Source organism: Comamonas sp. C24C (assembly GCF_053345995.1).
Genome location: NZ_JBKFBC010000010.1, coordinates 109,752 through 135,752, shown reverse-complemented (window position 1 = coordinate 135,752; position 26,001 = coordinate 109,752). Strand labels below are relative to the sequence as shown.

The 26,001-nt window shown below is 57.3% G+C and carries 27 protein-coding genes, 1 tRNA gene and 1 pseudogene; 16 read left to right on the top strand and 13 right to left on the bottom strand.

What is annotated here, in order from left to right; translation table 11 throughout:
* Positions 1-172: 172 nt before the first annotated feature.
* Positions 173-403, top strand: a pseudogene (locus ACLBXN_RS18290) (IS5/IS1182 family transposase); the annotation flags it as partial.
* Positions 404-665: 262 nt separating this feature from the next.
* Here ACLBXN_RS18290 and ACLBXN_RS18285 read toward each other — a convergent pair.
* Together ACLBXN_RS18285 and ACLBXN_RS18280 are read right to left on the bottom strand one after the other, a co-directional pair.
* Positions 666-2,288 carry a gamma-glutamyltransferase family protein gene (locus ACLBXN_RS18285; RefSeq protein WP_447613066.1) on the bottom strand — a complete coding sequence of 541 codons (1,623 nt, stop codon included), beginning with the start codon at positions 2,286-2,288 and terminating at the stop codon, positions 666-668.
* A 35-nt stretch (positions 2,289-2,323) separates the two neighbouring features.
* On the bottom strand, positions 2,324-3,307 hold the full coding sequence (locus ACLBXN_RS18280) for a Bug family tripartite tricarboxylate transporter substrate binding protein (protein WP_249334699.1): 984 nt from the start codon (positions 3,305-3,307) through the stop codon (positions 2,324-2,326).
* 122 nt (positions 3,308-3,429) lie between these two features.
* Here ACLBXN_RS18280 and ACLBXN_RS18275 point away from each other — a divergent pair, with 122 nt between their 5' ends.
* Positions 3,430-4,314, top strand: a complete 885-nt coding sequence (locus tag ACLBXN_RS18275) for a LysR family transcriptional regulator (RefSeq protein ID WP_343677464.1) — start codon at positions 3,430-3,432, stop codon at positions 4,312-4,314.
* Between the two features lie 197 nt (positions 4,315-4,511).
* Positions 4,512-4,661 carry a hypothetical protein gene (locus ACLBXN_RS18270; protein WP_407713528.1) on the top strand — a complete coding sequence of 50 codons (150 nt, stop codon included), beginning with the start codon at positions 4,512-4,514 and terminating at the stop codon, positions 4,659-4,661.
* A gap of 87 nt (positions 4,662-4,748) precedes the next feature.
* On the opposite strand, the gene ACLBXN_RS18265 is transcribed toward ACLBXN_RS18270, so the two are convergent.
* The gene (locus ACLBXN_RS18265) at positions 4,749-5,615 is read right to left on the bottom strand and encodes a hypothetical protein (RefSeq protein WP_343677463.1); all 867 of its coding nucleotides are present in this window, start codon (positions 5,613-5,615) and stop codon (positions 4,749-4,751) included.
* A 537-nt stretch (positions 5,616-6,152) separates the two neighbouring features.
* A complete protein-coding gene (locus ACLBXN_RS18260) occupies positions 6,153-6,785 on the bottom strand; it encodes a LysE family translocator (RefSeq protein WP_447613065.1) in 633 nt (210 codons plus the stop codon).
* Between the two features lie 53 nt (positions 6,786-6,838).
* Here ACLBXN_RS18260 and ACLBXN_RS18255 point away from each other — a divergent pair, with 53 nt between their 5' ends.
* Positions 6,839-7,111: a hypothetical protein gene (locus ACLBXN_RS18255; RefSeq protein ID WP_447613064.1), complete on the top strand. Its 273-nt coding sequence runs from the start codon at positions 6,839-6,841 to the stop codon at positions 7,109-7,111.
* Positions 7,112-7,142: 31 nt separating this feature from the next.
* On the opposite strand, the gene ACLBXN_RS18250 is transcribed toward ACLBXN_RS18255, so the two are convergent.
* Positions 7,143-7,445, bottom strand: a complete 303-nt coding sequence (locus tag ACLBXN_RS18250) for a hypothetical protein (RefSeq protein ID WP_343677461.1) — start codon at positions 7,443-7,445, stop codon at positions 7,143-7,145.
* A gap of 266 nt (positions 7,446-7,711) precedes the next feature.
* Between ACLBXN_RS18250 and ACLBXN_RS18245 the strand changes: the two genes are divergently transcribed.
* From ACLBXN_RS18245 to ACLBXN_RS18235, 3 genes are all read left to right on the top strand, one after another.
* Positions 7,712-8,086 (top strand): hypothetical protein, encoded by a 375-nt coding sequence (locus ACLBXN_RS18245; protein ID WP_447613063.1) that lies wholly within the window; start codon positions 7,712-7,714, stop codon positions 8,084-8,086.
* 142 nt (positions 8,087-8,228) lie between these two features.
* Entirely contained in the window at positions 8,229-8,480 is a 252-nt protein-coding gene (locus tag ACLBXN_RS18240; protein ID WP_447613062.1) for a hypothetical protein, read from the top strand.
* Positions 8,481-8,896: 416 nt separating this feature from the next.
* Complete coding sequence (locus ACLBXN_RS18235; protein WP_211459257.1) at positions 8,897-9,409, top strand: MgtC/SapB family protein; 513 nt, start codon at positions 8,897-8,899, stop codon at positions 9,407-9,409.
* Positions 9,410-9,524: 115 nt separating this feature from the next.
* Here the strand turns inward: ACLBXN_RS18235 and ACLBXN_RS18230 are convergent, their stop codons facing one another.
* Both ACLBXN_RS18230 and ACLBXN_RS18225 read right to left on the bottom strand, forming a co-directional pair.
* Positions 9,525-9,980 carry a DUF5990 family protein gene (locus ACLBXN_RS18230; protein ID WP_447613061.1) on the bottom strand — a complete coding sequence of 152 codons (456 nt, stop codon included), beginning with the start codon at positions 9,978-9,980 and terminating at the stop codon, positions 9,525-9,527.
* A 139-nt stretch (positions 9,981-10,119) separates the two neighbouring features.
* A complete protein-coding gene (locus ACLBXN_RS18225) occupies positions 10,120-11,346 on the bottom strand; it encodes an FAD-dependent monooxygenase (protein ID WP_447613133.1) in 1,227 nt (408 codons plus the stop codon).
* 140 nt (positions 11,347-11,486) lie between these two features.
* Between ACLBXN_RS18225 and ACLBXN_RS18220 the strand changes: the two genes are divergently transcribed.
* From ACLBXN_RS18220 to ACLBXN_RS18210, 3 genes are all read left to right on the top strand, one after another.
* Entirely contained in the window at positions 11,487-12,428 is a 942-nt protein-coding gene (locus ACLBXN_RS18220) for a LysR family transcriptional regulator (RefSeq protein ID WP_447613060.1), read from the top strand.
* Between the two features lie 82 nt (positions 12,429-12,510).
* On the top strand, positions 12,511-13,563 hold the full coding sequence (locus ACLBXN_RS18215) for a PhzF family phenazine biosynthesis protein (protein ID WP_447613059.1): 1,053 nt from the start codon (positions 12,511-12,513) through the stop codon (positions 13,561-13,563).
* Positions 13,564-13,747: 184 nt separating this feature from the next.
* The gene (locus ACLBXN_RS18210) at positions 13,748-14,191 is read left to right on the top strand and encodes an SRPBCC family protein (RefSeq protein ID WP_447613058.1); all 444 of its coding nucleotides are present in this window, start codon (positions 13,748-13,750) and stop codon (positions 14,189-14,191) included.
* A 118-nt stretch (positions 14,192-14,309) separates the two neighbouring features.
* Here ACLBXN_RS18210 and ACLBXN_RS18205 read toward each other — a convergent pair whose 3' ends face one another.
* Positions 14,310-15,203, bottom strand: coding sequence for a LysR family transcriptional regulator (locus ACLBXN_RS18205; RefSeq protein ID WP_447613057.1), 894 nt, complete (start codon positions 15,201-15,203; stop codon positions 14,310-14,312).
* Positions 15,204-15,300: 97 nt separating this feature from the next.
* Here ACLBXN_RS18205 and ACLBXN_RS18200 point away from each other — a divergent pair, with 97 nt between their 5' ends.
* Positions 15,301-16,269, top strand: coding sequence for a Bug family tripartite tricarboxylate transporter substrate binding protein (locus ACLBXN_RS18200; protein ID WP_447613056.1), 969 nt, complete (start codon positions 15,301-15,303; stop codon positions 16,267-16,269).
* Positions 16,270-16,926: 657 nt separating this feature from the next.
* On the opposite strand, the gene ACLBXN_RS18195 is transcribed toward ACLBXN_RS18200, so the two are convergent.
* Both ACLBXN_RS18195 and ACLBXN_RS18190 read right to left on the bottom strand, forming a co-directional pair.
* Positions 16,927-17,003: transfer RNA gene (locus ACLBXN_RS18195), tRNA-Met, on the bottom strand.
* 184 nt (positions 17,004-17,187) lie between these two features.
* Complete coding sequence (locus ACLBXN_RS18190; protein ID WP_003053637.1) at positions 17,188-17,370, bottom strand: CsbD family protein; 183 nt, start codon at positions 17,368-17,370, stop codon at positions 17,188-17,190.
* A gap of 477 nt (positions 17,371-17,847) precedes the next feature.
* Between ACLBXN_RS18190 and ACLBXN_RS18185 the strand changes: the two genes are divergently transcribed.
* The 3 genes from ACLBXN_RS18185 (at position 17,848) to ACLBXN_RS18175 (ending at position 19,438) form a co-directional block, all read left to right on the top strand.
* A complete protein-coding gene (locus ACLBXN_RS18185) occupies positions 17,848-18,027 on the top strand; it encodes a hypothetical protein (protein ID WP_447613055.1) in 180 nt (59 codons plus the stop codon).
* A 227-nt stretch (positions 18,028-18,254) separates the two neighbouring features.
* The gene (locus tag ACLBXN_RS18180) at positions 18,255-19,142 is read left to right on the top strand and encodes an SPFH domain-containing protein (RefSeq protein ID WP_447613054.1); all 888 of its coding nucleotides are present in this window, start codon (positions 18,255-18,257) and stop codon (positions 19,140-19,142) included.
* Positions 19,139-19,438 carry a hypothetical protein gene (locus ACLBXN_RS18175; RefSeq protein ID WP_447613053.1) on the top strand — a complete coding sequence of 100 codons (300 nt, stop codon included), beginning with the start codon at positions 19,139-19,141 and terminating at the stop codon, positions 19,436-19,438. The genes ACLBXN_RS18180 and ACLBXN_RS18175 overlap by 4 nt, the downstream gene beginning before the upstream one ends.
* A 745-nt stretch (positions 19,439-20,183) precedes the next feature.
* Here the strand turns inward: ACLBXN_RS18175 and ACLBXN_RS18170 are convergent.
* The 3 genes from ACLBXN_RS18170 to ACLBXN_RS18160 all read right to left on the bottom strand — a co-directional run bounded on the left by ACLBXN_RS18170 (position 20,184) and on the right by ACLBXN_RS18160 (position 24,197).
* Positions 20,184-21,953 carry a methyl-accepting chemotaxis protein gene (locus tag ACLBXN_RS18170; protein WP_447613052.1) on the bottom strand — a complete coding sequence of 590 codons (1,770 nt, stop codon included), beginning with the start codon at positions 21,951-21,953 and terminating at the stop codon, positions 20,184-20,186.
* An 836-nt stretch (positions 21,954-22,789) separates the two neighbouring features.
* Complete coding sequence (locus tag ACLBXN_RS18165) at positions 22,790-23,506, bottom strand: ion channel (protein ID WP_447613051.1); 717 nt, start codon at positions 23,504-23,506, stop codon at positions 22,790-22,792.
* Positions 23,507-23,954: 448 nt separating this feature from the next.
* The gene (locus ACLBXN_RS18160) at positions 23,955-24,197 is read right to left on the bottom strand and encodes a hypothetical protein (protein ID WP_447613050.1); all 243 of its coding nucleotides are present in this window, start codon (positions 24,195-24,197) and stop codon (positions 23,955-23,957) included.
* Positions 24,198-24,963: 766 nt separating this feature from the next.
* On the opposite strand from ACLBXN_RS18160, the gene ACLBXN_RS18155 reads away from it, so the two are divergent.
* Together ACLBXN_RS18155 and ACLBXN_RS18150 are read left to right on the top strand one after the other, a co-directional pair.
* On the top strand, positions 24,964-25,290 hold the full coding sequence (locus ACLBXN_RS18155) for a winged helix-turn-helix domain-containing protein (RefSeq protein ID WP_407713546.1): 327 nt from the start codon (positions 24,964-24,966) through the stop codon (positions 25,288-25,290).
* Positions 25,291-25,658: 368 nt separating this feature from the next.
* Positions 25,659-25,943, top strand: coding sequence for a hypothetical protein (locus tag ACLBXN_RS18150; RefSeq protein ID WP_148730015.1), 285 nt, complete (start codon positions 25,659-25,661; stop codon positions 25,941-25,943).
* Positions 25,944-26,001: the final 58 nt, after the last annotated feature.

The window sequence follows — 26,001 nt, the reverse complement described above, 5'->3', positions numbered from 1 at the left end:
AGACCGCCCCACAGATCGGTCTGCGTGGACATCGGCCCAAAGCGATCCTTCGGAATTTGATGGGCCGCTCAGCGGATGCGAAGAGATGTTCGACGCGTATCCGCCCACTCACGCTACCGGCCATGAGGCGTCGGCCCCCTTGTGTAGCGGACTGCTGCAGGCTGATTGCTGTCGCAATGCGGCAATCCCCGCATGCAGGCGCTTTGGACGCAAGCTATGGAAAAGCTGGAGTGGCTATCACCGACGCAGCCTGGTGGAGACCAAGATGCATTGCGGCAAGCGACCGGGTGAGCGGGTAATGTCACGCACATTCGAGCGACAGGTCAGTGAGTTGCATATCCGGGCCGCCATTCTGAATCGGTTCACTGAACTGGGCTATCCGCAAACGGTGACTGCGGCATAGCCACATCTGGGGTCAGGGGTTGCTTGACCCAACACTGATTTATGCAACAGCGCCTCCGCTCTGGAGAAGGAACTGCGGCTGAGCAGCCGCACCAGCAGTGCACCTTCTGCAGACAGCCCCTCTGCCCTCCCCTGCCTGTACTCCTCCAGGAGCCAATTTTTGCGCTTGAGGGCCTGGTTAGGCTTCGCTCCACCCTGGCGCAGGTCGTTGCGATCAAGGCTGAAAACTCAGGGCTGGCATGCCTGGAGCGGGAAACCTGCTGCTAGAAGCCTGCAGCCAGCCCGTCGCGGCGTGGATCGCTGGCGAATTGGTAGCCCTCGACAGCGGGGTCGCCCATGCGCCAGATGAACTGGCCCGCGCCAAAGTCCTGGTAGGGATCATCAATGACCTCCAGCTGGTGCCCCAGGGCCTGCAGACCAGCCACAGTGGCCGGATCCATACCGGCTTCGACATTGAGCGCCAGGCCCGCGTTGTAGCGCCAGCGTGGTGCGTCGCAGGCGGCCTGGGGCGACTGGCGGTAGTCGATCATGCGTACCAGCGTCTGCATATGGCCCTGGGGCTGCATGTTGCCGCCCATGACACCAAAGCTCATCACCGGCTGGCCATCCTTGGTCAGGAAGGCGGGAATGATGGTGTGAAACGGTCGCTTGCCCGGGCCCACCAGGTTCGCGCGGTTGGGGCCGTCCGGGTCGGCGCTAAACCCATACCCGCGGTTTTGCAGGCTGATGCCGAAGCTGGGCTCGACCACTCCCGACCCAAAGCCCGCGAAGTTGCTCTGGATGAAGCTGACCATCATGCCGCTCTCATCGACCGCGGTCAGGTAGATCGTGCCGCCCTGCACCGGATTACCGGCCTTGAAATCTTGTGCGCGCAGGGGATCTATGAGCTTGGCACGCGACGCCAGGTAAGCGTCGTCAAGCATTTGCGCGGTAGTCACTTCCATACCGGCATCGGCCACATAGCGGTCGACATCGGCGAACGCCAGCTTCATGGCCTCGATCTGCAGATGCTGCGAAGCCACGCCATCAAGGGGCAGGCTGGCCAGATCGAAATTCGACAGGATGCCCAGCGCGATCTGCGCCGCAATGCCCTGGCCGCCAGGCGGAATCTCGTGCAGGGTGTAGCCACGGTAGTCCTTGGCCACCGGTGTGACCCATTCGGCTTTGTGCTGGGCCATGTCCGCCATGCTCAGGCAGCCGCCGTGCTGCTGGACAAAGGAGGTGACCGCCGAAGCGATCTCGCCTTCATAGAACGCCTTGCCCTGGCTCGCGCCGATAGCGCGCAGCGCGCGTGCGGCAGCAGGGAAGCGAAACAACTCGCCCACGGCAGGTGGCCGGCCGGAGGGCAGAAAGCTCAGGGAGAATCCCGGCTGAGCTTGCAGCTCGGGAGCGCCCGCAGCCCACTTCTGTTGCACCACGGGCGGCACCAGGTAGCCGCGTTCGGCGATTTCAGCCGCAGGCTCCATCAGGCTGGCGAACGGCAGTTTGCCAAAACGCTCGTGCAAGGCGACCCAGGCGCTGACGGCGCCGGGCACGGTGATCGAATCCACGCCGCGGCGCGGGGGCTTGGCCTGCTTGCCGTATCTCTTTTCGAAATATTCGGGCGTCCAGCCCTGGGGAGCACGGCCCGAGGCATTGAGGCCGTGCAGCTGCGCGCCGTCCCACAGAATGCAGAACGCGTCCGAGCCCAGTCCGTTGCTGACAGGTTCGACGATGGCCATCACGGCCGCTGCCGCGATGGCTGCGTCGACGGCATTGCCGCCGGCCCACAGCATGCGCAAGCCGGCTTGCGCGCCCAAGGGGTGAGAGGTTGACACGCCATTGCGTGCGAAAACGGGAACCCGCACCGAGCGGTAAGGGTTGCCGGGAGAAAAAGGGAGATTCATGGAAGTTCCTGACACGGGCGCTGACCCTTCGGGATTCAGTCGATGGTGATGCCCAGAACCTTGACGTCACGGGTCCAGCGTGTGAGCTCCCGGTCGATTTGTTCCTTGAACGCCTTGGGGTCGCTGGTTTCGGGGGTCAGCCCCTGGGCCTCGAACTGCGCGCGCACATCGGGACGGGCTATGATCTTGCGCACTTCCTTGGCGAGCTTCTCTACGATCGCAGGATCCGTGCCGCCAGTGGTAAACAGACCGTACCAGGAAGTGAAGGCATAGCCCGGCAGGCCCGCTTCGGCTACGGTGGGCACGTTGGGCAGGCTTTTTACGCGCTCCTTGGTGGTCACTGCCAGAATGCGGGTCTTGCCAGTCTTGGCGGAGGTAATGGCCGGTGGAATACCCGAGAAGATGACATGGACCTGGCCTGCGGCGACATCGGCAATCGCAGGGCCATTGCCGCGGTAAGGCACATGCACCAGGTTCACGCCCGCCTGCTGGGCTAACAGTGCGCCGGCCAGGTGCAGGGTCGAGCCGTTGCCGGAAGAGGCGTAGTTGATGGTTCCCGGTTCCTTGCGCGCCATGTCGATCATTTCCTTGACCGACGTGTAAGGCAGCTTGGCGTTCACCAGCAGCGCGTTCCCCGACTCGGCCACCAGGCTGATCGGCTCCAGGTCCTTGCGCGGGTCGTAGGAAAGCTTTTTGGCCAGCACCGGGGCGATGGTGTTGCTGCCGATGGAGCCCAGCAGCAGGGTGTAGCCATTCTTGGGCGACTTGGCCACGATTTCGTTGGCCAGCAGGCCGCCCGCGCCGCCCTTGTTTTCGACCACCACGGCCTGGCCCAGGCTCTGCTGCAGCTCCTTGGCCAGAATGCGCGCAACGATGTCGTTGCCACCGCCTGCGGCAAATCCCACCAGAATCTTGATCGGCTGTGAAGGCCAGACGTCGGCGGCCAGGGCCGGCGTCGCCAGACCCGTGGCGCCGCAGGTCAGCAAAGTGGCGCAGCAGGTGAAAAGCCGGCGGGACATGTGTGCACGCATAGGAAACTCCAGATTTAATGCAGCTTGCAGGTTTGAATACAAGAATTTTGATGATAGAAAGAACTTTGTGAAAGCTGGACTTTCTTCCGTCTCTTGAAAGAAAACCATTTATGCCAAGCCTGCGGATTCTTCGCACTTTTCTGGCCGTCTGCACCGAAGGCTCGTTCACGGCGGCTGGACATCGCGTGGGCCTGACCCAGGTTGCCGTGGGTCTGCAGATGCGCACCTTGGAAGCCGACCTCAAGCGCAAGCTCTTCACCCGCGCGGGCAAGCAGGTGGCACTCAACGAGCAGGGCCGGGCGCTGATGCCCATAGCCACGCAGCTGGTAGCGCTGTACGAGCAGGCCAAGCACGGCACTCAGGCAGACGCACCACTGGCCGGCACCGTGCAGTTCGGCTCCATCGTCTCGGCACTGAGCGAGCTGGTGCGTGCCACGCTGGAGCTCAAGCGCCACCACCCTGCTGTGGACCTGCATGTGGTATCGGGAAAGTCCAACCGGCTGATTGCCCAGGTGGAAAACCATGAACTCGATGCTGCCGTAGTGGTCCATGACCCGGCCCTCAAGCGCCCTTCCCTGGTCTGGACACCGCTGTACGCCGAGCCCATGGTGCTGCTGACCTCGCGTTCCTCCCGGTTGGCCGACCCTGAAACCATGGTGGAGCGCTATCCGTTCATCCGGTTTGACCGTACCGAACATACGGGCGAACTGGTCGAACGCACGCTGCGCCGGCTACGCGCCAAGCCCCAGGAGTTCATGGAGCTGAATTCGATCGAGACTATCGTGGAACTCGTGAGCGACGGCATGGGCGTGGCCATGCTGCCTCTTCTGGCCAGACATGCCTGGGACAGGAACCCGCAGCTGCGGGTAGTGCCCATCCCCCAGGCAGCCGAAAGCCGCCAGATCGCCCTGGTGCAGCTGCGCACGGCGGCCCGCGCCGAGGTGGTCACTGCTGTGGGACAGCAGTTTATGGCGGCGCGAGGTATGGCAGTGTGAGAGCGCCAGCCTGACCCTCTTGCACTTCTCGTTGGCGGCATGCTGGTCACCGCTTGCTCTATAGCTGTCGTCTGGAGATGCACAGCGGCTGCGAAAGGAGCCTGCCAGGGCTCAACCTCGTTAGCCAGAGATGGTCATCTTCTCCGTCAACCCTTGATCGAAACTGTCGGCGCACTGATAGTGAGCATTTGACACAGATGATCAATGTTGCCGGTACACCCATTTCAACCACACCTGCAAAAACGGGGGTGATCGACTGCTATGTCTTTGAATCGTTGCAGGAGGTGCACTCAATGACGATGGCTGACTGCGTCGCCACAGCCACCATCGCCCACATGAATCGCTAGGCCGCATTCCCCCTGTCGCGTGTCGTGTCAAACGTTTCCCCAACCTCTGTTTCAGGTGGCACAGGAAAGCGAGGAGGCTTCACCAACCTACCGGGGCTCCGCCTTGATCGCCGCATTCAGGGTAGTCCACAGCTCCTTGGTGACGGGCACCATGTCCTGCCTGAAGTACCACCAGAAGTGACCGCCCACGTAATTCGGGGTAGTGATCTTCATCGTGTAATAGCGGGTCAGGTACTCGGCCTTCTTGGTCTTGCGTGAGGTACCCACTTCCCCGAACCCGATCTTGGAATTGGGGAACATCACGTGCAGCTTGTCGAACACCTGCTGCCAGTTGGGCTTGAGCCCATTGCAGTCATCCTCATAGTAGGAAATCCAGACGTAATCCAGACCCTGCTTCATGTAGGCAGGGACATTGGCCTCAGCCCACTTGAACATTTCATTGGAGGGTTGAGACCAGCAGCCCTGGTTGTAGTAGAGCGTTACCGCGGCCGTCTTGTTCTGTGCCTTCACGATGTTGTAGGCGTTGGTCATCTTCGCCACCACATCGGCATTGGCCCCCAGCCACTCGCCGTTGACCTCGTTGGCTACTTCCCAAATATCCACTACATCCGACAACGCATTGAGGTATTGATTAGTCCGTTGAATGTATCCATCCACGCTGTACTGCTTGACGTAGTACGAGTCCAATATCTCACCCATCACATAGGAAACTTTGGAGATTTCCACTGCTGGCTTACGGTAATAGTCCGGGTTCACGAACTCATCGAAGACGATGCGCGTGGTAGGCCGGTAGGCCAGCGACGATAGGCTGCGCGTGATGTCGCCAAGCCTGCTCACATCGTCCACGGTGACGCCGTAGATGGGAGTCGGGATTATGCGGCCCGAGGGCACGCTGGTCTGAGCAGATACTACGGAGCACAGCGAGGCAATGCAGAATGGGATAAACGCTTTCATGCGGTATCCCTCAATGAAGGGTTCAATGATTTTTTCACTTGGATCAATACGAATCGAGGCATGGCAATGGTCGGAGGTGACTGCTTCTAGCTGGCAGCACCGGCTCAGGCCGACCCTCAGTTGACTCTCGATAATCAGCTAAAGGATTGAAGGATTGACTTTAGTCCATGAAGTCAGGCTAAAAGTAGCCAAAGGAAACGAACACGTTCCATGAGCCAGCCCACATATTGAGCTCACGGCTACTCGGCCCTTGTTGACGCGCGCAATGCTTTGCGGCAGCTACCAGTCAATGAGTTGACTGCTGGAGTTGACTTGATGTTTGGGCAACGTGGGTGAGCCCTAAACATAAATTGATACGTGTGTTGCCTGCGGTATGAGTCATTTTCAAAATGAGCGCATCGAGGAAAGTGTCACCTTGCGGTTGCCAGTCGGATGAAGTGAAAGGTGCTTCATGTGACTGCTTGCCCTTCACTTCGCAGTCCACTTTAGGCCGATCTGTGGCGGTCGCAATACGACCTAAGGTGGCTCGTCAAATTGCTACTTTTTTGCTTCGGTCAACATACGAACGGCCAGGCCAGCAAGGACCGTTCCCATCAACCATCGCTGGACCAAGATCCACGTCGGACGACCGGAGAGAAACACTGCTATCGATCCTGCAAGCATGGCGATGGTGGCGTTCACACTCACGCTGATCACAATCTGGGTGAAGCCCAGAACCAAGGACTGAAAGAGCACACTGCCATGTTCAGGGGTGATGAATTGTGGCAGCAGCGACAGATACATGACGGCGATCTTCGGGTTGAGAAGGTTGGTTAGGAACCCCATAAGGAACAGCTTCTTTGGGCCGTCCTGCGGAAGATTCTTGACTTCGAACGGAGAGCGGCCGCCTGGCTTTACGGCTTGCCAAGCCAGATAGATCAGGTACAGAGCCCCGCCAATGCGCAACGCGTCGTAGGCATACGGAACCGCCATGACGATTGCCGTAATGCCCAGTGCCGCGCACATCATGTAGAACAGGAAACCGAGAGCAACTCCGCCTAGGGAAATAAGCCCGGCGGTACGTCCCTGGCATATCGAGCGGGAAATCAAATAGACCATGTTTGGTCCTGGAGTGAGGACCATACCAAGGGAAATAAGGCCGAAGGCAATCCAGTTCTCAAAGCCGGGCATGATGGTTTCTTAAGTGTTGTTGCATTTCAATATATCAGTCTGAAGCCCTGATCTTGATCGTTGCCATCTGCCTGGGTCTGGCTTGGCTTGCCATTCCGGGTACCCAGGCCGATGAGCCCCAGACCATCGCCCAGAACCTGCGCGATGAGTTCGCCTGCCCGAGCAGGCATGCCGAGTGGCTGGATGACAAGACTGTGCAATGCCTGAAAGTGCTGCCGCGACTTCAGCACCCGTCTATCCCCATCCGCCACCAATTCGGTGGCTTTTTTCTGGAGCTATGCCACTTAAGGGCTACCGCACGACCGATAGCCGCCGACATCGCGTAAGTCACAGTCTGTCAGCGCGAGCACTGCGCAATCACAGCCAGGAAGCCAGCATTACTTCGAGATTCGACCGTATTTTCCCAAGCGCCTCTCTGAAGCGCGCCCCTTCCTCGGCCAGCTTCTCGTGGTCAGACTCTTGCTGGCTTCTTAAGGCCGTCAAATGTTGATCTAACTTTGCGCGCTGCTTGGCGGCCTGCTCCAAAAGCATCTCGGCTTCTGCTTGATCTGCGGCGTTTGCACTCATCTTCTGTGCACGCTTCATCAACACATCGATATGAATCAGATCAGCTTCGGACTCGCGTATGTGTCTTTCAGCCATTTGCTCAATCGTTTCCATGGCCAGCTCCTAGTTGGGAACCTGCGCGTTGAGATCCACGGCAGTCCGACCAAAATCTCGCTCCTGAAGGAGCAAAGCAGTCAGACCTACCATGCTGGCGCAATCGACCCAACCTGTAAGGTACCGCATCACCCCAGCCCACAACAAGCAGCGCGTTATCCATGACGGGAGCCGCAACGCTTGAGCCGCAATTTTCAGTGCTCCCAAGCGCCAACTTTTAAATCTGAACGGCACGCCATTGAGCAGTTTTTTCTTTGGGGACCTCCATGAGCCTGACTTTTGTGAACCACAACGGCGATCCTATTTCTGCCACTCGAATGCCAACCATGCGTGCCCAAGGAGCTGAGCTTGAGCGCCTGGCCGCCAAGCAGATGCTGCGTCTATGCACAAGGGCTGGCGCTTCTCAAGTATCGTGCCTGGTCTGCTGGACGAGGCAAAGCAGGCACATGAGAGGCTTCGGAAGGCAGGCGGCAAACTGCCGGAGGTTTGATGAGGCTGCATGGCTTCGCACTGCCAAGCGCACTGCAGTGCGCAGCAAGTCCTACATCCTTCAAGAGGCTGCCCAGCAATGCAAGAAGATGGCCATCAAGACGGGTCGGCTGGACGTCCACTTGCTGGAGATTAAAAAGATGGTGGCGTGAACACTGGATCAACCTCAGCAGTCTTTGCACACGTCATGGCAACTTTTGTGTCACCCAACAAAAGGAGAGTGTCAACTTCAAGACAGTTGCGCTCACCATAATTCCCGATCCTTGATGCAAGTCACGAATTAAGAAGGATCGAATGGAGTTCCTCGGAAATCAAAGTACTCAAATGAGAGCGATGAAAGGACAACTTTTGGCGCAGGAAGCGCTCCTCGTTGCACTGATCAAAACGCTAGATGACAAACAATTGAGCACTTTGCAAACCAACTTCCATCAGCGCGCCGAATCAGTGAAGGCAGATGTATTGAACTCAATGGCCACTGATGCGCTGTATGAGCACCTGCTCGACCAACTTGAAAAGTATTCACAAGCAGTCAGAGCGCGCAGTTAGCCTTTTCGTTGCTGGTATATGCCCGCCACTGAGCGGGCTTTGGCTTTCTGGAGCCGACCTGTACTCAACCGACCCGCTCAATGCGTGGATAGCTTGTACCAGACATACAGGACAACAAGCGCAATCAGCTGCACACCAAAGAAATTTGCGATGTAAGGCATTCGGGTCTCCTGTACTGCGCGGCTGATTCCGCAGAGTCCGTTTTATTGCCTCGGTGTAAAGCGCCCACTCCTGCTGCGTAAACCTTTGGCAAACAACACAAACCATCCATTACCTTAGCCCGCCACTGAGCGGGCTTTTTGCTTTCTGGAGACCTCTACCTACTCCTCAATTTCTACGGCCCGACAAAAATGGCTTTGCATGCTTGCCTGCACTTCGTTTCATCGCCGGTTGTGCACCGATCAAAGGACCCATCAATGAATGACACGCTCAATACCATCACCAGCACCATTGCCAGTGAGTTTTCAGATGTCCCAGACGCTGCCCAAGCGACAAGAATCGTGGTTCGCCTGTTTCTGGCGGCCGTCCTGGGTGGGCTCCTCGGCTGGCAACGTGAGGCCAACGGAAAAGCTGCTGGCTTACGCACCCATATGCTGGTGGCAATGGGATCATCTTTGGTCGTGCTGGTGTCGCTGCAGTCTGGTGTGGATACAGCGAATGCTGCACGAGTAGTGCAAGGGGTCATCACTGGCGTCGGCTTTCTCGGCGCCGGGGCGATCCTTAAATCTGATGGTGAGAATTCAGCTCCTCATGTAAAGGGCCTGACCACGGCAGCCGGACTTTGGCTCACGGCTGCCATCGGCGTATGCGCAGGACTCGGTGAAGAGGCAACAGCAGTCATCAGCACAATCTTTGCGCTTCTTATCCTGAGCGTGATTCCCATGCTGACAAAAAACAGCCAATCCAAACAGACAACGAAACCAGACTAGCCTCCAAAGGAGGCGCAGGTCGAACATCGGCCTCGCCCGCCACCAACACTCACAGCCCGCAATAGCGGGCTTTTCTCATTCTGGAGAAAGCATGCACGAACAGATTGATCGAAGGCTAGGCCGCATCGTTTGCTACCGCCCAGACAACTGCATGCGGCTTCAGCGAAGCGCAAACAGGGCCGCCGTCTCCCATCGTCCCCTGAACGCGTGCCTCAATGACTCCTCCAGAGGAGAGTGCGGCGTCAACGACTTCCTGGGGAATAGACGCCAGCTTCAGCTTGGCGCGACGAGTCCAGGGCGAGCCAGCCTGCCCCGCAAGAGTGCCGGAATTGATGTAAACGAAACGTTCGGAAGATGGGCCCTGCGCGAACTCACCCAGGAAATTGAATGCGCCCGTTGCGAGGGGCGATCCCAAGCGAAGCGAGAACTCGAATCGAAGAGGCTCTTGCTGACCGTCCAATGGATCGAGCAAGTCCGACTTGCCGCGCTGCACTGCGAACCAGACTTCAGGTGGGGTATCGACCACCAGTATTCGTATACGAACGGACTGTGCGGAGTTTGCTTTGCTCATGAGGACAAACTGCTTTCACTGCTGGATTTCAGCGGTCTCCAAAGGCATTTACTGTACATGCGTAAGGACGTAGTTGGAGCAGGCCGTCCGGATACCGCTTGCCGAACTGCAGCACGCCCAGTTGCATAACGGACACCCGTCATTCAATGCGGTACAGGCTGCCAACGCCGCCGCCCTCCGCTGATGTGCTATCTGCGCCATCCAGCATCGGTAGCCCCTGTCCCCATCCAACTGCCAGGATCTGCACGTCACGCACAGGATCGGACGCCTTGGCTCTTTCGTTGCGAATGCGACAGGTTTCAGGATCCATGGCGAACAAGCCGCGTGCGAAGACCCTGCCCTGTTCCGCCAGCCTGGTCGTTTTGGGAGCGCGAATGTTCGTAAACGCCTGGAAGGTCTCTTCCAGGTCTCCGCTCGCACTATCCAGGCATCGGGCCAGATGCCATGCGTCCTCGAGCGCCTGACAGGCGCCTTGCCCCGACGTCGGCAAGGGCGCGTGTGCGGCATCCCCGACCAGCAGCACATTCGATCGACTCCATGTATGCAGCGGCTCCAGGTCATGCACCGCAATCAGCCGGATGGCATTTTCGGGCGTGGCCCGGATGATTGCCGAGACCGGCTCAGGCCATTGCGCGAACAGCTTCTCGACCTCGTTGCGCATATCTGCAGTGGGCGTGGCCTCATAGAGGGGCCGCGCCTGCGCCGCAGCCCAATACACCAGCTCGGGTCGAATTGGCACGCAACCAAAGCGCTCGCCCGCCCCCCAGAAATCCTGAATCGAAATGTCGTCCACCAGCGCATGCGGCGCTTGCGCCACGCCGATCCAGTTCACGAAGCCCTGGTAGACAGGTGTGTTGTCACCCGCGACAAACTTGCGCGCCACCGACTCCATGCGGCCGTCGGCGCCAATGAGCAGATCCGGGCGGATGCTCGCGCCATTTTCGAAATGCGCCACGGCTTTGCCATGGGCATCCAGCTCAATGGCCACTGCCCGGCGCCCGAACTCCACCGGAATCCCCGCCCGTGCCGCATGGTCCAGCAACACCTCCTGCAAATGGCTGCGCAACACCGTGTAGGTTGGGTATCCCATCGCCCGGTCAAGCAAACCGATATCGAGCCCCCCCAATGCATTGCCCGCAGCATCCTGACGACGCATGGTCAGCGGTCGACCGCCGATGGCGTCGATGTCTTGCAGCAGTCCCAGTTCTTCCAGCACAAAGCTGGCATTGGGCCAGAGCGTCACGCCAGCCCCCATGGTTGCCGGCCCCGCACGGCGCTCATAGATCCTAGGGTTGTAACCCTGCTTGCGCAAAGCCAATGCCACGCTCAGGCCCGCAATGCCGCCGCCAAGTATTCCAATTTCCACGCTGAAGATCTCCTTATTCATACAGTGACCGGTGCACGCTCCACCCCTTCACATCGGGCAAAAGAGCATCTTAGATTTCGCCACCACAGAGAACTAGCATGCAAAATTGGGACGTTTTCATACCTCAATCGGGATAATCAATGCGCGATGCACTTGATCTGAATACTGTCCGCGTCTATGCGGCAGTTGTTGATGAGCAAAGCTTTGCTGGCGCATCGCGTCTATTGGCCATGCCTTCGTCCAACGTCAGCCGCCACGTTGCCGCACTGGAAAGCAAGCTCGGCACACGCCTGCTGGAGCGAAGCACCCGCCATCTGCGCATGACGGAAGCCGGTCGGCTGCTCTACGAACGCGCAAAGCCCTTGCTCGACACGCTGCTTGCCACGCAGGATGAGCTTGCTGCGGTACGGCGAGAACTGCGTGGCCCTCTGAAGATATGCATGCCCGGGGAGGCACCAAGACTGCTTGCTCCCATCCTCGCCGAATTCTGTAGCCTCCATCCAGGCATCGAGCTCGAATGCGATACCCGGATGACAGGACTGGAGGTGCTTCGAGAGGACGTTGATCTCTGCATCATCTTCCACCGGGGCCATCAGGAGGACAGCGCTTTCATCACCCGCGAACTGGCCACACTGCCCAGCATCGTGGTTGCCGCCCCCTCCTTGCTGGCCAGGACCGGCATGCCACGCCATGTGCGCGAACTGAAGTCTCTGCCCTGCATCACCACCCTCAGTGCACTGAAGGGCCAGCCCTGGCAGTTTCAGGATGCTGCGGGCGAAATCGTCAAGGTACCGGTCCGCAGCCGCTACCGCGTCAACAGCGGAGAACTGGCCGTGGCTGGCGCACGGCAAGGCATAGGATTCGCGATTGTGGCGGCCTATCCTTGCCAGGAAGACCTTGCTGCGGGCCGATTGCAGGAAGTACCACTGGACCTCCGTCCTGCACCTTTGCAATTGCTGGGGGCATACAGCCATCGCCATTCCGTGACGGGGCGTGTCAGGGCGCTGCTGGAACTGATACAAGTGCGCCTGGCTGTCTTGGCAAACCCTGCCCTTGACCTCAGACCTTGTGGAACGGTCTAGGGTCGCGGCCTCGAAGCGGAGTCCTTCGAAGTGCAGGCAGTCGCTCGTTATGTGTTTCTCAAGTCGGCTTTTGGCGGGCTTGGTGAGCTTGATCCGCTACACGACAACGGTCACTCGACCGGCATCAGCCAATTGCTCAAAGGCTGCTATTGGTGGCGGGCAAAAAGTGATACTGGCGGCCAACAGCAGACGTTCGCAATACAGCGCTCGAGAGCCTGGTTGGCCCGACTATCATGCTGGGCGCAGGAATGATGCAGTGCGGGTCAGCAAGCGCAGTTGCAAGTTCATGCACCAAGCAGATCACCCAAATCGCCTCATCGGCCCGTTCACCATGCAACTTCCCATCCACATCGTTGACGCATTCACATCCGTGCAGTTCAAAGGCAACCAGGCTGCAGTTGTCTTGCTCGAAGATTGGCTCGCGGCACCCACACTTCAGGCCATCGCGACGGAAAACAACCTCTCCGAAACTTCCTTCCTGGTTTGGAGCGCTGAGCGAAATGCCTATGAGATCCGGTGGTTCTCTCCGCTCAAGGAAATCGCATTCTGTGGCCATGCAACGCTAGCCAGCGCCTTTGTTCTCTTTGAAGCTGACCCAGAGCTACGCAACATCACATTCTGGGCCGCGGCAGTCGGCAACGTCACCGCTACACAAGAGAACACGGGACGCATCGTTATGACTTTCCCACGCCGAGATGCGCGCCACTTGAGCGAAGTTCCTGCTGCCCTGCTCAAAGGTCTAAGCCCCTCGCCCGACAATGTCTGGGTGAATCAACAGGCTTATATGGCTGTCTATACGTCCGAAGCCAGCGTCCGGTCGGTCAAACCCAACCTGGAACTGCTCCAATCTTTGGGCCCATTGGACGTGGTGGTTACGGCACCTGCGGATGTTGGTGCGCCCTACGATTTTGTCAGCCGCTATTTCTGGCCGGCAAACGGCGGTGATGAAGATCCGGTTACCGGCTCCATACACGCAGCACTTGCTCCATACTGGTCCGAGAAACTCCATAAGAAGGTCCTGATTGCGCACCAGGCATCACAGCGCACAGGCACCCTGTTTTGCGAGGTGACCGATTCAAACGTCAAAGTGGCCGGTCACTGTGCTCGTTATTTGACAGGCACGATCACTATCTAGGTGCGCCAGTTTGGAGTGGCGACTTGACAACTCGCCTGTAGTCATCGATTGAAGCAGTTGATCTCCCACTTCTGCTCGCGCTCAGAAGCCATCGCTGGGACTGAATTCCAAGCTCAAGCCCACTCAAATATTGGGAGGCATCGCCAGCGACAGCTTTCGTCTGCATTGAACTGTCCCTCAGAATATGCGCGTCTTCGTTTCCTCCATCATCGCAAAGCCAGCTGCAATGCTCTTCTGGCTTTCTCAGGACTACACACGCAGACTCGAATGGGATAGATATCTTTGCGAGGCATACCTCATTGGGGGCCATGAAACTGCGGCGGTTGGCATCATGTCTTATTGCAAGAATCGAAGTGGCTCAGTCATGGAATCGAAGTACATAGCGTTTTCTCCCCCTACGCACGCCGCGGTCCAAATGACCAAGGGGCCATGGATCCTCAGCAATTTCGGTGGAACGTGGCTCTTTAAACCGCTGCAGGACGGAAAGACGGAAGTTCGCTTTATCTACAACTTCAAGGCCCGTCCTGCTCTTCTAGGATGGATCGTTGAACCATTGATCGCTGTGTTCTACCGAAGAGATATGCAGCGTCGCTTGGATGCGTTCACGAAGTGGGCTCAAGCTTTATGAGTAGCCCCCATTTGACGTCCTCCACGTATCCCCACTTTTGAGAGTTTCTGGCAAATTGCAGGCCAGTGTGTTTGGGGCTGACGCATCTCTTCTAGGTGGAAATCAACAGCATGGAGATTCAGAGATCCACATGGGCAGCGAGCAAGCGAGTCTTCAGAGATTCAGCGGCAGGACTAAGCACACGCCCTCGCTTCTTTATCAAGCCTAAAGTGCGCCACAACTGAGGCTCGGTCAGCGGCACACCACGGATCTTCGAATGACTCTCTGGCAGTGCAAGCTGAGGAATGGCTGCCATGCCCAACCCGGCCTCTACAAGAGCGAGTGCGCCGGTGACGTGGTTGCATTCGTACCAGGCCATTGGCTGATCCGGCAAGCCCGCCATGACTTGGTCCAAAAGCAGGCGGTTACTGCTCTGATGCGATACCGATACGAGGCGCTCTCCGGCGAGTTCGGTCCATGCAATCTCTGCGCGACATGCCCATGCATGACTGTGCAGCATCGCCAACACATATCGCTCACGCGTCCAGGTCTCGAATTGGATTCCGGGCTCCTGGCTTCCAGTAAAGCTCACGCCGAAATCTGCTCGACCTCGTACTACGGCATCCAGGACATGGCTTGCATTCTCATCAATGACATGGACTTCCGGGTACTCGGCAGCAAAGGCACGCAGTGCATTAGGCAGGAGATGGTTTGCAACCGATGGGATGCAAGCCACTGTCACCGATCCCCGACGAGGTAGGGTCTGATCGTTAACCCGCTGCACTGCAGTCTCAAGCCCCTCTAGCGCAGCGCGCGCTTCAGTGAGGAACTCTTGGCCAATTGCGGTCAACTGAACGTGTCTGGTTGTGCGCTCAAGCAGCTTGGTTCCCAAAGCGTCTTCCAGGCGCTCAACTCTTCGACTCAACGCCGGCGCTGATAGGCAAAGGCGCTCTGCGGCGATACGAAAGCTTGAATTTTCAGCAGTGGCTACAAAGGCCTGCAACTCGGAGATATCGAATTTGATGCGCTGCATGCAATAGTCTACCTATATCTTGCAATTCACAGAATAGTCTCTGAAATTTACGATGGCTGCTTGCACAGAGTTGATTACGACTCGACCAGGAGACAACATGCAAAGACGCCCTCTCGTCCTGGCTGCCGCATTGGCAGCCTGCCTGCCGCTTGCCGGCGCCTACGCCCAGGAATTCCCGCCCAAACGGCCCGTCACCATGGTGGTCGGCTTTGCCGCCGGTGGCTCGGCGGACATCGCGGCCCGCATCATTGCCAAGAAACTCGGCGAAAACATCGGCCAAAGCGTGGTCGTAGATAACAAACCTGGCGCAGGCGGCAACCTGGCACATGCCCAGGTCGCTCATGGGGCCACAGATGGCTCCGTCTTGTTGTTTGGCTCCATCGGCCCCTTGAGCATCTCACCTCACTTCATGAAAGTGAGCTACGACCCTCTCAAAGATCTCGCCCCCATCACCATGGGCGTGACCTTTCCCAATGTTCTTGTCGTGCCTGCAAGCAAAGGCATCAAAACCTTGGGAGAGTTTGTCGCCGCGGCCAAACGCGAACCGGGCAAGTTGGACTTTGCCTCCACGGGCCCCGGCTCTGCAGCTCACCTGGCGGGAGAATTGCTGAACGACATTGCCAAGATCGATACGGTTCACATTCCCTACAAGGGCGGAGCACCGGCTTTGCAGGACGTATTGGGAGGACGCGTGAGCTCTTTCTATGCCGCGCCGCCTACGGCACTGCCGCATATCGAGTCCGGCAAGCTCATTCCGCTGGCGACCACCGGTCTGACACGCCCGGCCTACCTGCCCAATGTACCCACCGTTGCAGAGTCCTATCCCGGCTTCAATGCCACCAATTGGTATGCGTTCGTTGCGCCTGGAAAAGCACCCAAGCCATTGCTGGACAGATGGAACATTGAACTCGTAAAGGTACTGAATGCGCCTGACGTGCGGGCGAACCTGCTCAAGCACGGTCAAACTGCAGCCCCTACCTCACGTGAAGAACTAGCCAAATTCATTTCGACAGAGAATGAAAAGTGGAGTCGCATCATCCGTGAACGAAAAATCACGGCAGATTGACTGAGCTGCCAGCCGACCGGGATTGCCAAGGCCCATCGCAAACAATGAGTCTGCGGAGTCGGCCACTGAACTCAGAGGCTGCCGCTCAGTTCCGTCGCAAGGCGGCTTGCAGGACTGGATAGCTTTGATGCTGGTGCCACTGGCCCTTGATCCAGAACCAGTTGCCCACCTCTCCACGCCATATCCAATGACCACGAGCCCAATAATGGGTCGGGCTCGGTGCCTGCGGTCTGTTTTCGACAATGCTCTGCGGCATGGGAGGGATTGCGCTCGCCACCCAGTGGCCTTTATGCCAAACCCAGTGGTCTCGCTCTCAGCGCCAGCACCCGTTCACCCGGTGCCACCCAGGCGACGGCGGTGCGCCTCGCTCTTCAATGATGACTCAGGCATCACACGCTCTTGGACATGAAACAGCGCTGGCCGTGGATGTCGCTCAGGAGCCACAACGCATCCGTCAAACCGAATGCCGACAGCCGCACCTGCAAGCGCACCGAGCCAACAAAAAAGCCTCGGCACGATGACCGAGGCTTGGGAATTAGCGCCAGGGGTCAAGCCATTTTTCAGTGCTTCAACCTGAGCCCAGCGACACGCATCTTGCGCTCGAGATATGACAGCCAGATGGCAAAAGCCCCGACCGTTTCCGATCAGGGCTTTGAGTGGTTGCGAGGGCCGGATTTGAACCAACGACCTTCGGGTTATGAGCCCGACGAGCTACCAGACTGCTCCACCTCGCGATATTCCGCGTCGGGGGCCGACCACCATTCCTAGGCGCCAGCTTCTTTCCCCGACCAAGGTATTCTAGCACATATGTATAAATTTACAGCATGAATCTTTATTCAGTGGCCTACACCTTGACCAGAGAATGAATACAGCCCGCTGTCGTACCAAGCGGGCTGTGTTCATTGCAACCTGAGTTGCTTACTTTTTGGCCGCGTCGTGAATCGCCTCCTTCAAGTCACCAGCTTTCTTCTGGGCAGTGCCTTGAACCTGTTTTGCGATGCCCTTGGCTTCCTGTTCAGGGCTGTCAACGAGTTCACCAAACTTCTGCTGAACCTTACCTGCTGCGTCCTTCAACGTGCCCTTGACTTGATCAGTATTCATGATGTTCTCCTTATGAACAAGGCCACGAACTGCGGCCTTGGTTCAAAGGTAAACGCTGTTAAGGTTGACTGCCGTGGGACTAGTTTGGGCATCTATGTGGTAGATACCCTTACACGTTATCAATTGCTCACAACGGCAATTCCAAACAAAAAGTTCCTGCGGGTATATGCGGACCAGAGCACATCTGAATCGATGCCAGCAAGAGCATCGCGACCAGGCAGCCAGACGTTGCGAAAAAGATCGCGCACGAAATGGCGAGATGAACAGGCCGGATGACTAGGGGCGAACACAGCCCCCAACAAGCAAGCGCGAGAGTCGCTGGAAAGACGGTACGAAATCAAAACTGACCGATGATTTGAGGAGTCAGCCACGCACATATGACCGATATATCCGCGAAAGCAGCGCCAGCTCCTGGACGAAATCAGGGTTCAAACCAGAGCCTGGCGCGCAGAGCATTGGTTTGAGTAGAGTGGGCCAATGACACGTATCAACACCACCGAAATATGGGAGCGGCACGGCTACAAGATCGAACGCATTGAACGGGCCATGGGTGCGCCCCAGCGCAATGTTTATGAGCCTGACGGCGTGCTGCTAATTGAAGATGCTGAGTACACCCAGGAAACAGAAGCGCTGCGCGACCTCGGTTTCATTGATTAACCCATGCCCGCCCTGAGCGGGCTTTTTATAGCCACCTTCAAGGTGGTTTGATTGTGTCCGCAGATTCTGAAACGTGAGCACTTTGTCTGCCTGCGGCAGGCTTATACCCTACCCCGCCGTGCCAAACGAGCCATTCTGAATATCCTGGACTTCAAACGAGAGCCTTGCATACACAGCTGCAGTTTGTTTCAATCTCGGCTTTACAGCTGCGAAGGAGGCGGCTCGATTTGAATTTATTGAAGAAGCACAGAATCAGTTTGTCAGCGGTGACTGCCGCCTTTGTATTAGGAGCATGCGGTCAAAAAGTGGAAGTTCCACCTGCACATGTTGGCAAGATCATGACCAAAGATGGCTATCAGGAAAGCCTGATCCCCACGTCCAAATTTCGCTTGGGCCAGTGCTGGGCATACTGTGATCGCCTAGTCTTGCTGGATGTATCAGACAAGGCCTATCAGGAGAGCATGAACATCTTCATACCTGAAGATAAGCTGAACCTGGAAGTGACCATTCGCGCGACCTTGAGCATTAATCCCAAGAAAACGGCTGAGCTGTTCAATGCTGTCGCGCCCACAGAGGTGACGGGAGATATCTCCACTATTGCAAACGAGCAGGTGTATCGCACATATGCCAGCCAAATCATTCAAGCCGAGGTACGCGAATACCTGAGCAAGCTCTCTATCAGTGAAATCGCTTCGAGTAATGAAAAGATCAACTCTGACTTGCGGACACAGCTTGGCAAGGCCATCGAATCGTTGACCCCATTCTCTGTTCGCTTTGTGGGTATCACCAATCTGAAGTACCCCAAAATCATCACGGATGCGCAGGAGTCAGCTGCAGAGCGCCGCGAAGCGATCCAAAAAGAAGAAGCCCAGTTGGCGATCTCCAAAGCGCAGTTAGAGCGCGAATTGCAAGAAGCCCGTCTGCAGCGAGCGATTGACAAGGAAAAGGCGGAAACCGAAGCCATGTCTCAGACAGTGCTGGCTCAATCCGTAGACAGTCGGGTTCTTCAGTTGCGCAAGCTGGAAAATGACCGTGCCTGGATCGAAAAGTGGAATGGTCAATTACCCACCACAACGTTGGGTGATGCGGTTCCCATGGTGAGTATTGGCAAATGACGCTGCTCTTCAACCTTCTGCCTTTCGCGATCGCGGCAGCAGGTCTTGGCTTGAGCTGGTGGCTGAAGAAGGTTTGGATTCTGCCGGCAACGGTTGCGGTCCTGTTTGTGTATTTCCAGGCACAGCCCTCATACCTGCCCAAAGGCGCTGCCACTCGCTCAGAGCTTCCTGCATTCCCTGAGTCCGAAGCAAAAATTGAGGACCGCCTCAGCAAGCCTGTTTCTGGCGACGAGCGGGACCAGCGCATGCGAGATGCTGTACAGAAAGGCTTGGATTTCAAGCAGCAGCAGCGCTGACCCAGTCACTCGCTCGGCAAAAGCGCCTCAAATGAGGCGCTTTTTTTTATCAACCAAAGATGGCACTCACCTTGAAGATGAAAAACGTGAACAATTAACCAGCATGCGGCAACTGTGGCGCGCCTGCGCAAAGCTGAGTGGAGCCATCCTGCCTGACGACTGGAACAGGTAGGGCCGCTTAGGAGTAGGCCAAGGCGACAGTCGATTGAGAGCGCGGAGCAGATTCCGCGTCGTGAGCGACAGTGGCCATGCCAGACAGTACATCACCACTTTTAGGTAAGCCGAACTCGTCTTGTTTGCCCCGGAGGCCTCAAGCAGAATTCGACGCAATCCAACAGTTTTGCCGAGCCTGGGCCTTCCCTCCCTCAACCAATTTCCCCAGGCATGACCCGCAAGGTCGTCGGCGCTCTATTCAAGCCCGCAGCAGCCGCTCGCGGGCTTTTTCCTTGTCCAAATGAAATTCCACGCACGCCACTGGCAATCACCAACAATTCATGGCTCTTGCAACACAGCCTAGGTCAAGAAAAGGCAAGAAGGAGAAACGGGAGTTCAAGGACGCGGCCAAACCGGACCGCGCCGACTGGATCGGCACGGTGCCGAGAAGGCCCATCCATCTTTGCCGGGCTCTGCTGAAGCCGTCGGCGGGCTTCTGCTTCGAGCCAGGCCCTGAACCAGAACTGAAAACCAGGAACAAGGCGCCTTGCTGCACTCCTTGGCCTTCAGCCAGCCCAGGTCAGCCCGTGAGTCAGAATCTCTCCCAGTCGTCCAATGAACCGCTCAACGCTACGGGTTCCTTGGGCGCCCGTGCAGGTGCCGCGGCGGGCGCCAGCATCGTAGCCTTGGTGACAACGCGTGGCATGGCGGATGTATGAGCTGAAGTAGCAGGTGTCTTCGCCTGTTGCTGCGTCACCGTCACGGACGCGCTTGGGCGCACGGGAGCCGCAGTGTCAGTGACTGCCCCACCCAGACGAAAGACCCTGACCAACTCGACCAGACGTGCGGCCTGGCTGCTGAGACTGTCGGCAGCGGCAGAGGATTCCTCTACCAGGGCCGCATTCTGCTGCGTGACCTGGTCCAACTGGTTCACTGCAACATTGACCTGAGAGATGCCCTGTACCTGCTCTTGTGTGGCCGCACCCACCTCGTCCAGGAGTTCGGCAACGCGCCGAGCCTGCTCGACGACTTCCCGCATGGTTGTGCCAGCCTGATCCACCTGATGGGCGCCGGCGTCAACCTTGGACACGCTTTCACCGATCAGATCCTTGATTTCCTTGGCAGCCTGTGCCGAGCGATGGGCCAGGGTGCGAACCTCACTGGCGACCACGGCAAAACCACGCCCTTGCTCACCGGCACGGGCCGCTTCCACTGCGGCATTGAGAGCCAGAATATTGGTCTGAAAGGCAATGGAGTCGATGACACCGATGATGTCGCTAATGCGGCGCGAACTGGCAGTGATGTCTTCCATGGTGCGCACGACCTGACGCACCACCTCACCACCACGGCCTGCCGTCGAGCTGGCGGCATTTGCGAGCTGAGCGGCCGTGCGCACGGTGTCGGCATTCTGGCGCACCGTGGAATTCATTTCTTCCATGGACGCCGCAGTCTCCTCAAGGTTGGACGCTTGCTCTTCGGTACGCTGGCTCAGGTCTGTGTTGCCTGTCGCAATCTGGTTTGCACCTGTTGCAATGGATTCGCTGCTGGCCCGCACCTCGCCCACGATTTGAGCCAAACGGCCGCGCATCTGGTCCATGGCAGCCAGCACACTGGTTTCGTCGCCCGCGCGGCGCTCCACATTCACGGCCAAATTGCCCTGAGCCACTTGTTGCGCGATCTGCACGGCATAAGCCGGCTCGCCGCCAAGCTGCCCCTTGACACGACGCGTGATAGCCCAGGCCACCGTCACCCCCAATACAGCCGAAAGCAGGGACATAACAAGCAAGGCGGCACTGGCAGCCATCACATCCTTGGCTGAGGACTCGGCTGTTTCGGAGGTCATTCGCCGCTGGTAGGCGATCATTTCATCCAGGGCTTCGAGATACTGGCGCTGCAGCTGACGCTGCTCGCCCAGGATCAGGTCGCGTGCGCCCTCCTGATCATTGTCCAGGCCCATCTGTGCCGACTTGTCCAGGGCCGCAATGTAGGCGGGACGCAGTTGCTCCACTTTTTGCATGTGGACACGCAACTCCGCCGATTTCAGGTTGGTACGCAGTCGCTCAATCACTCCCGCAGCATGCTTGCGCACATTGGTGTAGCGGGCGTGTTCTTCGGCCACCTGAGCTGGGTCTGTCAGCAGGGCCAAGTTGCGCACCTGGCGCTCGATAAGGCCGATATCGTCTCGCAACTCCTGCAACAGCAGCATATTGGCCACACGCTCCTGCGAAAGCACCTGGACTTCCTCGCCGACCTGTACCAACTGAAGCCGGGCATAAGCAGCGACCAGGAAGCCAATCAAGATCACAGTTGCAAATCCAAAGGCAAGCATGCTGCTCAGTTTCATATCTTTCAAAAAGCCCATAGCTATCCTTTATTGACAAGAAAAAACAATCTGCGTTATTTAAAATAACGTGTCTTTATGTATCTTTTGTAACTAAATAGAGATAGTACATCTTGTCTCATAGGTGATACAGAAACCGTCCATGGTGACGGTGGGCTCTTTCCCGTTTCAGGCAATGTCAGGCGCAGGATGTGGCTTGCAACTCATCAACTCACGCCCAGGCGGCAGCCGGCCCTTGAGCACAAAGAGCTGTTGAACCCTTCGAACAGGGGGAGTCAGTTGAAGAAGGCGCAGCGCTCCAGCAGACCGAGGCAGGCCCAGCCGTCGCCTCGCTGCCGATACCGGCTGCCCCGTACGCAGAGCCATGTGATGACTGGATAAGCAAGCACCATGTCACCACACATCGAACTGGGAGCAGCTACACAGCCCCGCCAGAATCAAGATCGCTTTCTCGATAAGCGGCCGCAAGCCACTAGGCAGTACCTTAGAACCCGGCCCTGTGCGGGGTTCATCATTTCAGTAGCCCATAGAGGTTGGAACCCGCTCGAGACTCAAGACGCCCCGGGTGTCCACCATCCAGAGCGACCAGAAAGCAAGACGCGCCGATTGGCGAAGCCACAGCCGGCCCGGCACCAAGGAATGAGGAATGAGGAATGCCAGCGGCTCTGGCTTGAGCTAACCGGCGTGCATGGACAGCGCCTTCATTCCACCAATGAGAGAGATGCATCGCGCGAGATGCCTGGGTGCAGCACCGGAGCACAGGGCCACACCTAAGCTGACATACGAACGGTCTGGCCATGCCTGTGCTGGCCTGAAACTGCCCCCGCGCCTTGCTCCTCACCGACAGGACAAATGCGCTATCGGCTTTGGTTCATACGCTGCACCAGGGAGGTGATGTAGACCGTGAATATGGGAAAGATCGTCATTCCACATGTCGCCAGCAGCGCAGTGCAGACTTTGCCCAGAGTTGTCTCGGGGACGATGTTGGAGCCCACGGTGGTGACCGTCATGGAAGCCCACCACAGCGCGTCGTAGTAGGTCTTTACCAGGGGGTTCACTCCGTTCTCAAAAACAAAAAAGATCAGCGTCTGGAAGTAAACCACGGAGAAAAAACTCACCAGGTACGCTACAAAGAGCCCCGTGATCCTGTTGGCAACCACCATTTTGACCAGTACCACCAGGGCGGCCCCGCCACGCATGATGGGCAGGAACTTCAGCACATACAGAACTTCAGCCGAGAACGACAGTGAGAACAGTTGAATCAGGCTCAGATAAGGAATCGACAGCAGCACCAGCAAAAAGTGGCGCAAGAGAAAACGCATCTTTTTAGGCGCCAACAGCATCAGCAAAAAGAAGTCGAGCAGAAAGTACAGACAGACCCACAGCTGGATGCGTTCATACACTGTTCCCGCCACAAAGACCTGACCGGAAAAGGCCTCCAGTGAAATGCTGACGATCAGCAGCAAGGCTGCGCACATGCTCAGAATGTTCAACACATGAGCAAACGTGAAGCGCCAGCCGCTCTCAGGAGAAACAGGGAGTGCTGTCGACTCTGAAACTGAAGATGTCACCACATCAGACCTTGATAACGGAAAGCTCGATCATCGGTGCAAGCGAACGTCGGCCAGCCAAGGCCCGTTTCACAGCACCAGGATCTCCCACTGCTTTGAGATCTCTGGAGACGGATTGCGCCTGGCACACCCAAGCTCGCATATCTTTCACGCCCGACTCAAACAAGAGGATGGCCTGCAAATGTCCAGACTCACGAGGCTGCTCCATTGCGTGCCTTGCGTGGAATGCGCCATGACCGCTCAGAGATGGTAATGCGTTACGCACTGCGGATTCCTTCAGTGTTGCCACAGTTGCGGCCAGGGATACCAATCTTGCTGAACAGACGCCATGATGCACATGAAAAGCAGGATTGGCCGAGGCGGTGACTGAGGCGTGCTTTATCCAGAAATAAAGCCTTCCTGGCACCCTGAAGGTGGGCTCATGGCAAGCTGCCGGTGCAAGCGCTGAGGCCTATGCAACGGTAATCACCACCGTTTTTTCTACGCCATCCTCCGTCACCTCAACCGAAGATCGATAGGACGTGCCCTGTTGTTTGGCATTGAGAATGGCCTGAAGGTCTATGCCCCGACCTGCAAGCTCTTTGCTGGCGGAAGCAGGCAGAAGCTGAGCCAGAATATTCACGGCGAATAAAGGGACTCTAAAGCTGTTTTCCAAGGTTCCGGCCACGTATTTTTCCACAGTGATTTTTGACACAAGACGCTTCCTGAAGAGTGTGAGTGAACCAGCGTAATATTTTTAGCGGGAAGTCGTCGCCCCTGTTGAATGCTTGCTGACTTAAGTCAACGCAACCATGCATCTCTTCGAAATCAGCGCATTGAACTGTTCGGCGATATTTGTGCCGGCCCAGCTTCATGGTTCTTCCCACCTTGATCGAGAGTGTTCAGATACTGGCTTCTCATCTGGCGGTGAGACGAGGCATGCCATGCAAAAGTCAGTTTCAGTCTCAGGCCTTGCGCCTGGCTAATCTCATTAAAAAGTGAGCTTTTCACGTACTCTCTATATACATTTCACTATGAAAAGTATCTGAAGTCTTTTCTGGTCGAGCGCTACACGCTCACTTTTTGATATCCATGGCCTTGCGGCAAGTGTAGATTTCCTGTCTGCGTTACCAAAACGCTGTTGACGCTTGGCGGCTCCAGCGTGACCAATGCGGCGAAGATGGGTTTTGCGTGCGCCGAACAGCAAGGCTGAATCCTGCGATGCTCTTTCAAGTTCACCCGAAGACAGCCACTCTGACGAGTCTCCGACGCCTTGAAAAATGAGTCGTCGCACCCCCCTCTTTTCGGCAGAAATTTGCGCAGATGCATCCCCTCCCGATCATTCATGGTGCGGTGCAATAGCCCCGCTTAGGCGGCATGGTTAGACTGCGTGTCCAGTCACTTCACGGTTCTCGATTTCAAACCACATGTCTCACACACCCTCAAGCTCCAATCTTGCTGCACCAGTGGTGAAGCTTCGCATGCGTGTGATGGCAGATGACATCATTGCCATTGGCCCCGGAAAGATCGAGCTCCTGGAAGCCATCAACGACACAAAATCCATTGCTGCGGCGGCCAAATCCCTGGGCATGTCCTATCGGCGGGCCTGGCTGCTGGTCGATGGCATCAATCAGGCGCTGAAGACCCCTGCGGTGGTCACATCAACCGGTGGCTCTCATGGCGGCGGTACCGCGCTCACCGAAACAGGCCATCAGGTCGTCGCCTTGTATCGGCGCATCGAGCAGCATGCTCTCAAGGCCTGCGAGGCCGATCTGGACCAACTGGTCGCCATGGTCCGCAGCAGCTAGGCTGGCTGGCTGGCAACACCGTCGCCGGCATGCCGCGTTATCGTGCAGAGCCCAAATGGGCCGCATGCAAAGCAGCGCTCATTGCATTGGGCTCGATCACTTCAGCATGAACTTCACCGCACAGTGCCGCCCATGCAGCGCGGCAACAGGGCGCTGAACGCATCGAACCATGTTCGGCGGCCCAAGTAGCAAACCACGTCACAGGTCTTCATCCGGCATAGGGAGCAAAGCTCAACTCTTCGTAATATATACTGAGATATAACGAAAGCCGACCTGGCAGATTGCTTCTACCGGGCGTGCAGCGACTTGTTCTGCACTCCGTTGCTCCTGCCTTCCAAACCCTTGCGCTTACGTGAATTGAGATCCATATGGGCAGCGAAAAACTCAGCCTCGAAGAGCGACTGCAGGTGCTGGAAATACTGCTGGAGGAGTCCATATGGGGACTTCACCTCGACCGACCGGAGCAACGCAAGGCCATTGCATCGGCGCTCTACACGCGCCTGGAAGTGGCCGGCCGGCATCAGGCCTACCCTGCCGGCGTGGCCGCTGCCTTGTATGAGCATGCCGATGCGCTGTCCGAGCTGGACAATACGCCTGACCCGCTCAAGCCGCTGTTACGTCCTTTGATCCGATATTCAGGGGCTGATGACTGAATGCTGCCTTCTGAAAGATATGCGCCAGCCGGCATAGCCCTGCGAAGACAGACATCAG

Excerpts from the sequence above, each read along its gene's own strand:
- ACLBXN_RS18285 (WP_447613066.1), bottom strand. The coding sequence starts at position 2,288 with ATGAATCTCCCTTTTTCTCCCGGCAACCCTTACCGCTCGGTGCGGGTT.
- ACLBXN_RS18280 (WP_249334699.1), bottom strand. The coding sequence starts at position 3,307 with ATGTCCCGCCGGCTTTTCACCTGCTGCGCCACTTTGCTGACCTGCGGC.
- ACLBXN_RS18275 (WP_343677464.1), top strand. The coding sequence starts at position 3,430 with ATGCCAAGCCTGCGGATTCTTCGCACTTTTCTGGCCGTCTGCACCGAA.
- ACLBXN_RS18270 (WP_407713528.1), top strand. The coding sequence starts at position 4,512 with ATGATCAATGTTGCCGGTACACCCATTTCAACCACACCTGCAAAAACG.
- ACLBXN_RS18265 (WP_343677463.1), bottom strand. The coding sequence starts at position 5,615 with ATGAAAGCGTTTATCCCATTCTGCATTGCCTCGCTGTGCTCCGTAGTA.
- ACLBXN_RS18260 (WP_447613065.1), bottom strand. The coding sequence starts at position 6,785 with ATGCCCGGCTTTGAGAACTGGATTGCCTTCGGCCTTATTTCCCTTGGT.
- ACLBXN_RS18250 (WP_343677461.1), bottom strand. The coding sequence starts at position 7,445 with ATGGAAACGATTGAGCAAATGGCTGAAAGACACATACGCGAGTCCGAA.
- ACLBXN_RS18245 (WP_447613063.1), top strand. The coding sequence starts at position 7,712 with ATGAGCCTGACTTTTGTGAACCACAACGGCGATCCTATTTCTGCCACT.
- ACLBXN_RS18240 (WP_447613062.1), top strand. The coding sequence starts at position 8,229 with ATGGAGTTCCTCGGAAATCAAAGTACTCAAATGAGAGCGATGAAAGGA.
- ACLBXN_RS18235 (WP_211459257.1), top strand. The coding sequence starts at position 8,897 with ATGAATGACACGCTCAATACCATCACCAGCACCATTGCCAGTGAGTTT.
- ACLBXN_RS18230 (WP_447613061.1), bottom strand. The coding sequence starts at position 9,980 with ATGAGCAAAGCAAACTCCGCACAGTCCGTTCGTATACGAATACTGGTG.
- ACLBXN_RS18220 (WP_447613060.1), top strand. The coding sequence starts at position 11,487 with ATGCGCGATGCACTTGATCTGAATACTGTCCGCGTCTATGCGGCAGTT.
- ACLBXN_RS18210 (WP_447613058.1), top strand. The coding sequence starts at position 13,748 with ATGCGCGTCTTCGTTTCCTCCATCATCGCAAAGCCAGCTGCAATGCTC.
- ACLBXN_RS18205 (WP_447613057.1), bottom strand. The coding sequence starts at position 15,203 with ATGCAGCGCATCAAATTCGATATCTCCGAGTTGCAGGCCTTTGTAGCC.
- ACLBXN_RS18200 (WP_447613056.1), top strand. The coding sequence starts at position 15,301 with ATGCAAAGACGCCCTCTCGTCCTGGCTGCCGCATTGGCAGCCTGCCTG.
- ACLBXN_RS18190 (WP_003053637.1), bottom strand. The coding sequence starts at position 17,370 with ATGAATACTGATCAAGTCAAGGGCACGTTGAAGGACGCAGCAGGTAAG.
- ACLBXN_RS18185 (WP_447613055.1), top strand. The coding sequence starts at position 17,848 with ATGACACGTATCAACACCACCGAAATATGGGAGCGGCACGGCTACAAG.
- ACLBXN_RS18175 (WP_447613053.1), top strand. The coding sequence starts at position 19,139 with ATGACGCTGCTCTTCAACCTTCTGCCTTTCGCGATCGCGGCAGCAGGT.
- ACLBXN_RS18170 (WP_447613052.1), bottom strand. The coding sequence starts at position 21,953 with ATGGGCTTTTTGAAAGATATGAAACTGAGCAGCATGCTTGCCTTTGGA.
- ACLBXN_RS18155 (WP_407713546.1), top strand. The coding sequence starts at position 24,964 with ATGCGTGTGATGGCAGATGACATCATTGCCATTGGCCCCGGAAAGATC.
- ACLBXN_RS18150 (WP_148730015.1), top strand. The coding sequence starts at position 25,659 with ATGGGCAGCGAAAAACTCAGCCTCGAAGAGCGACTGCAGGTGCTGGAA.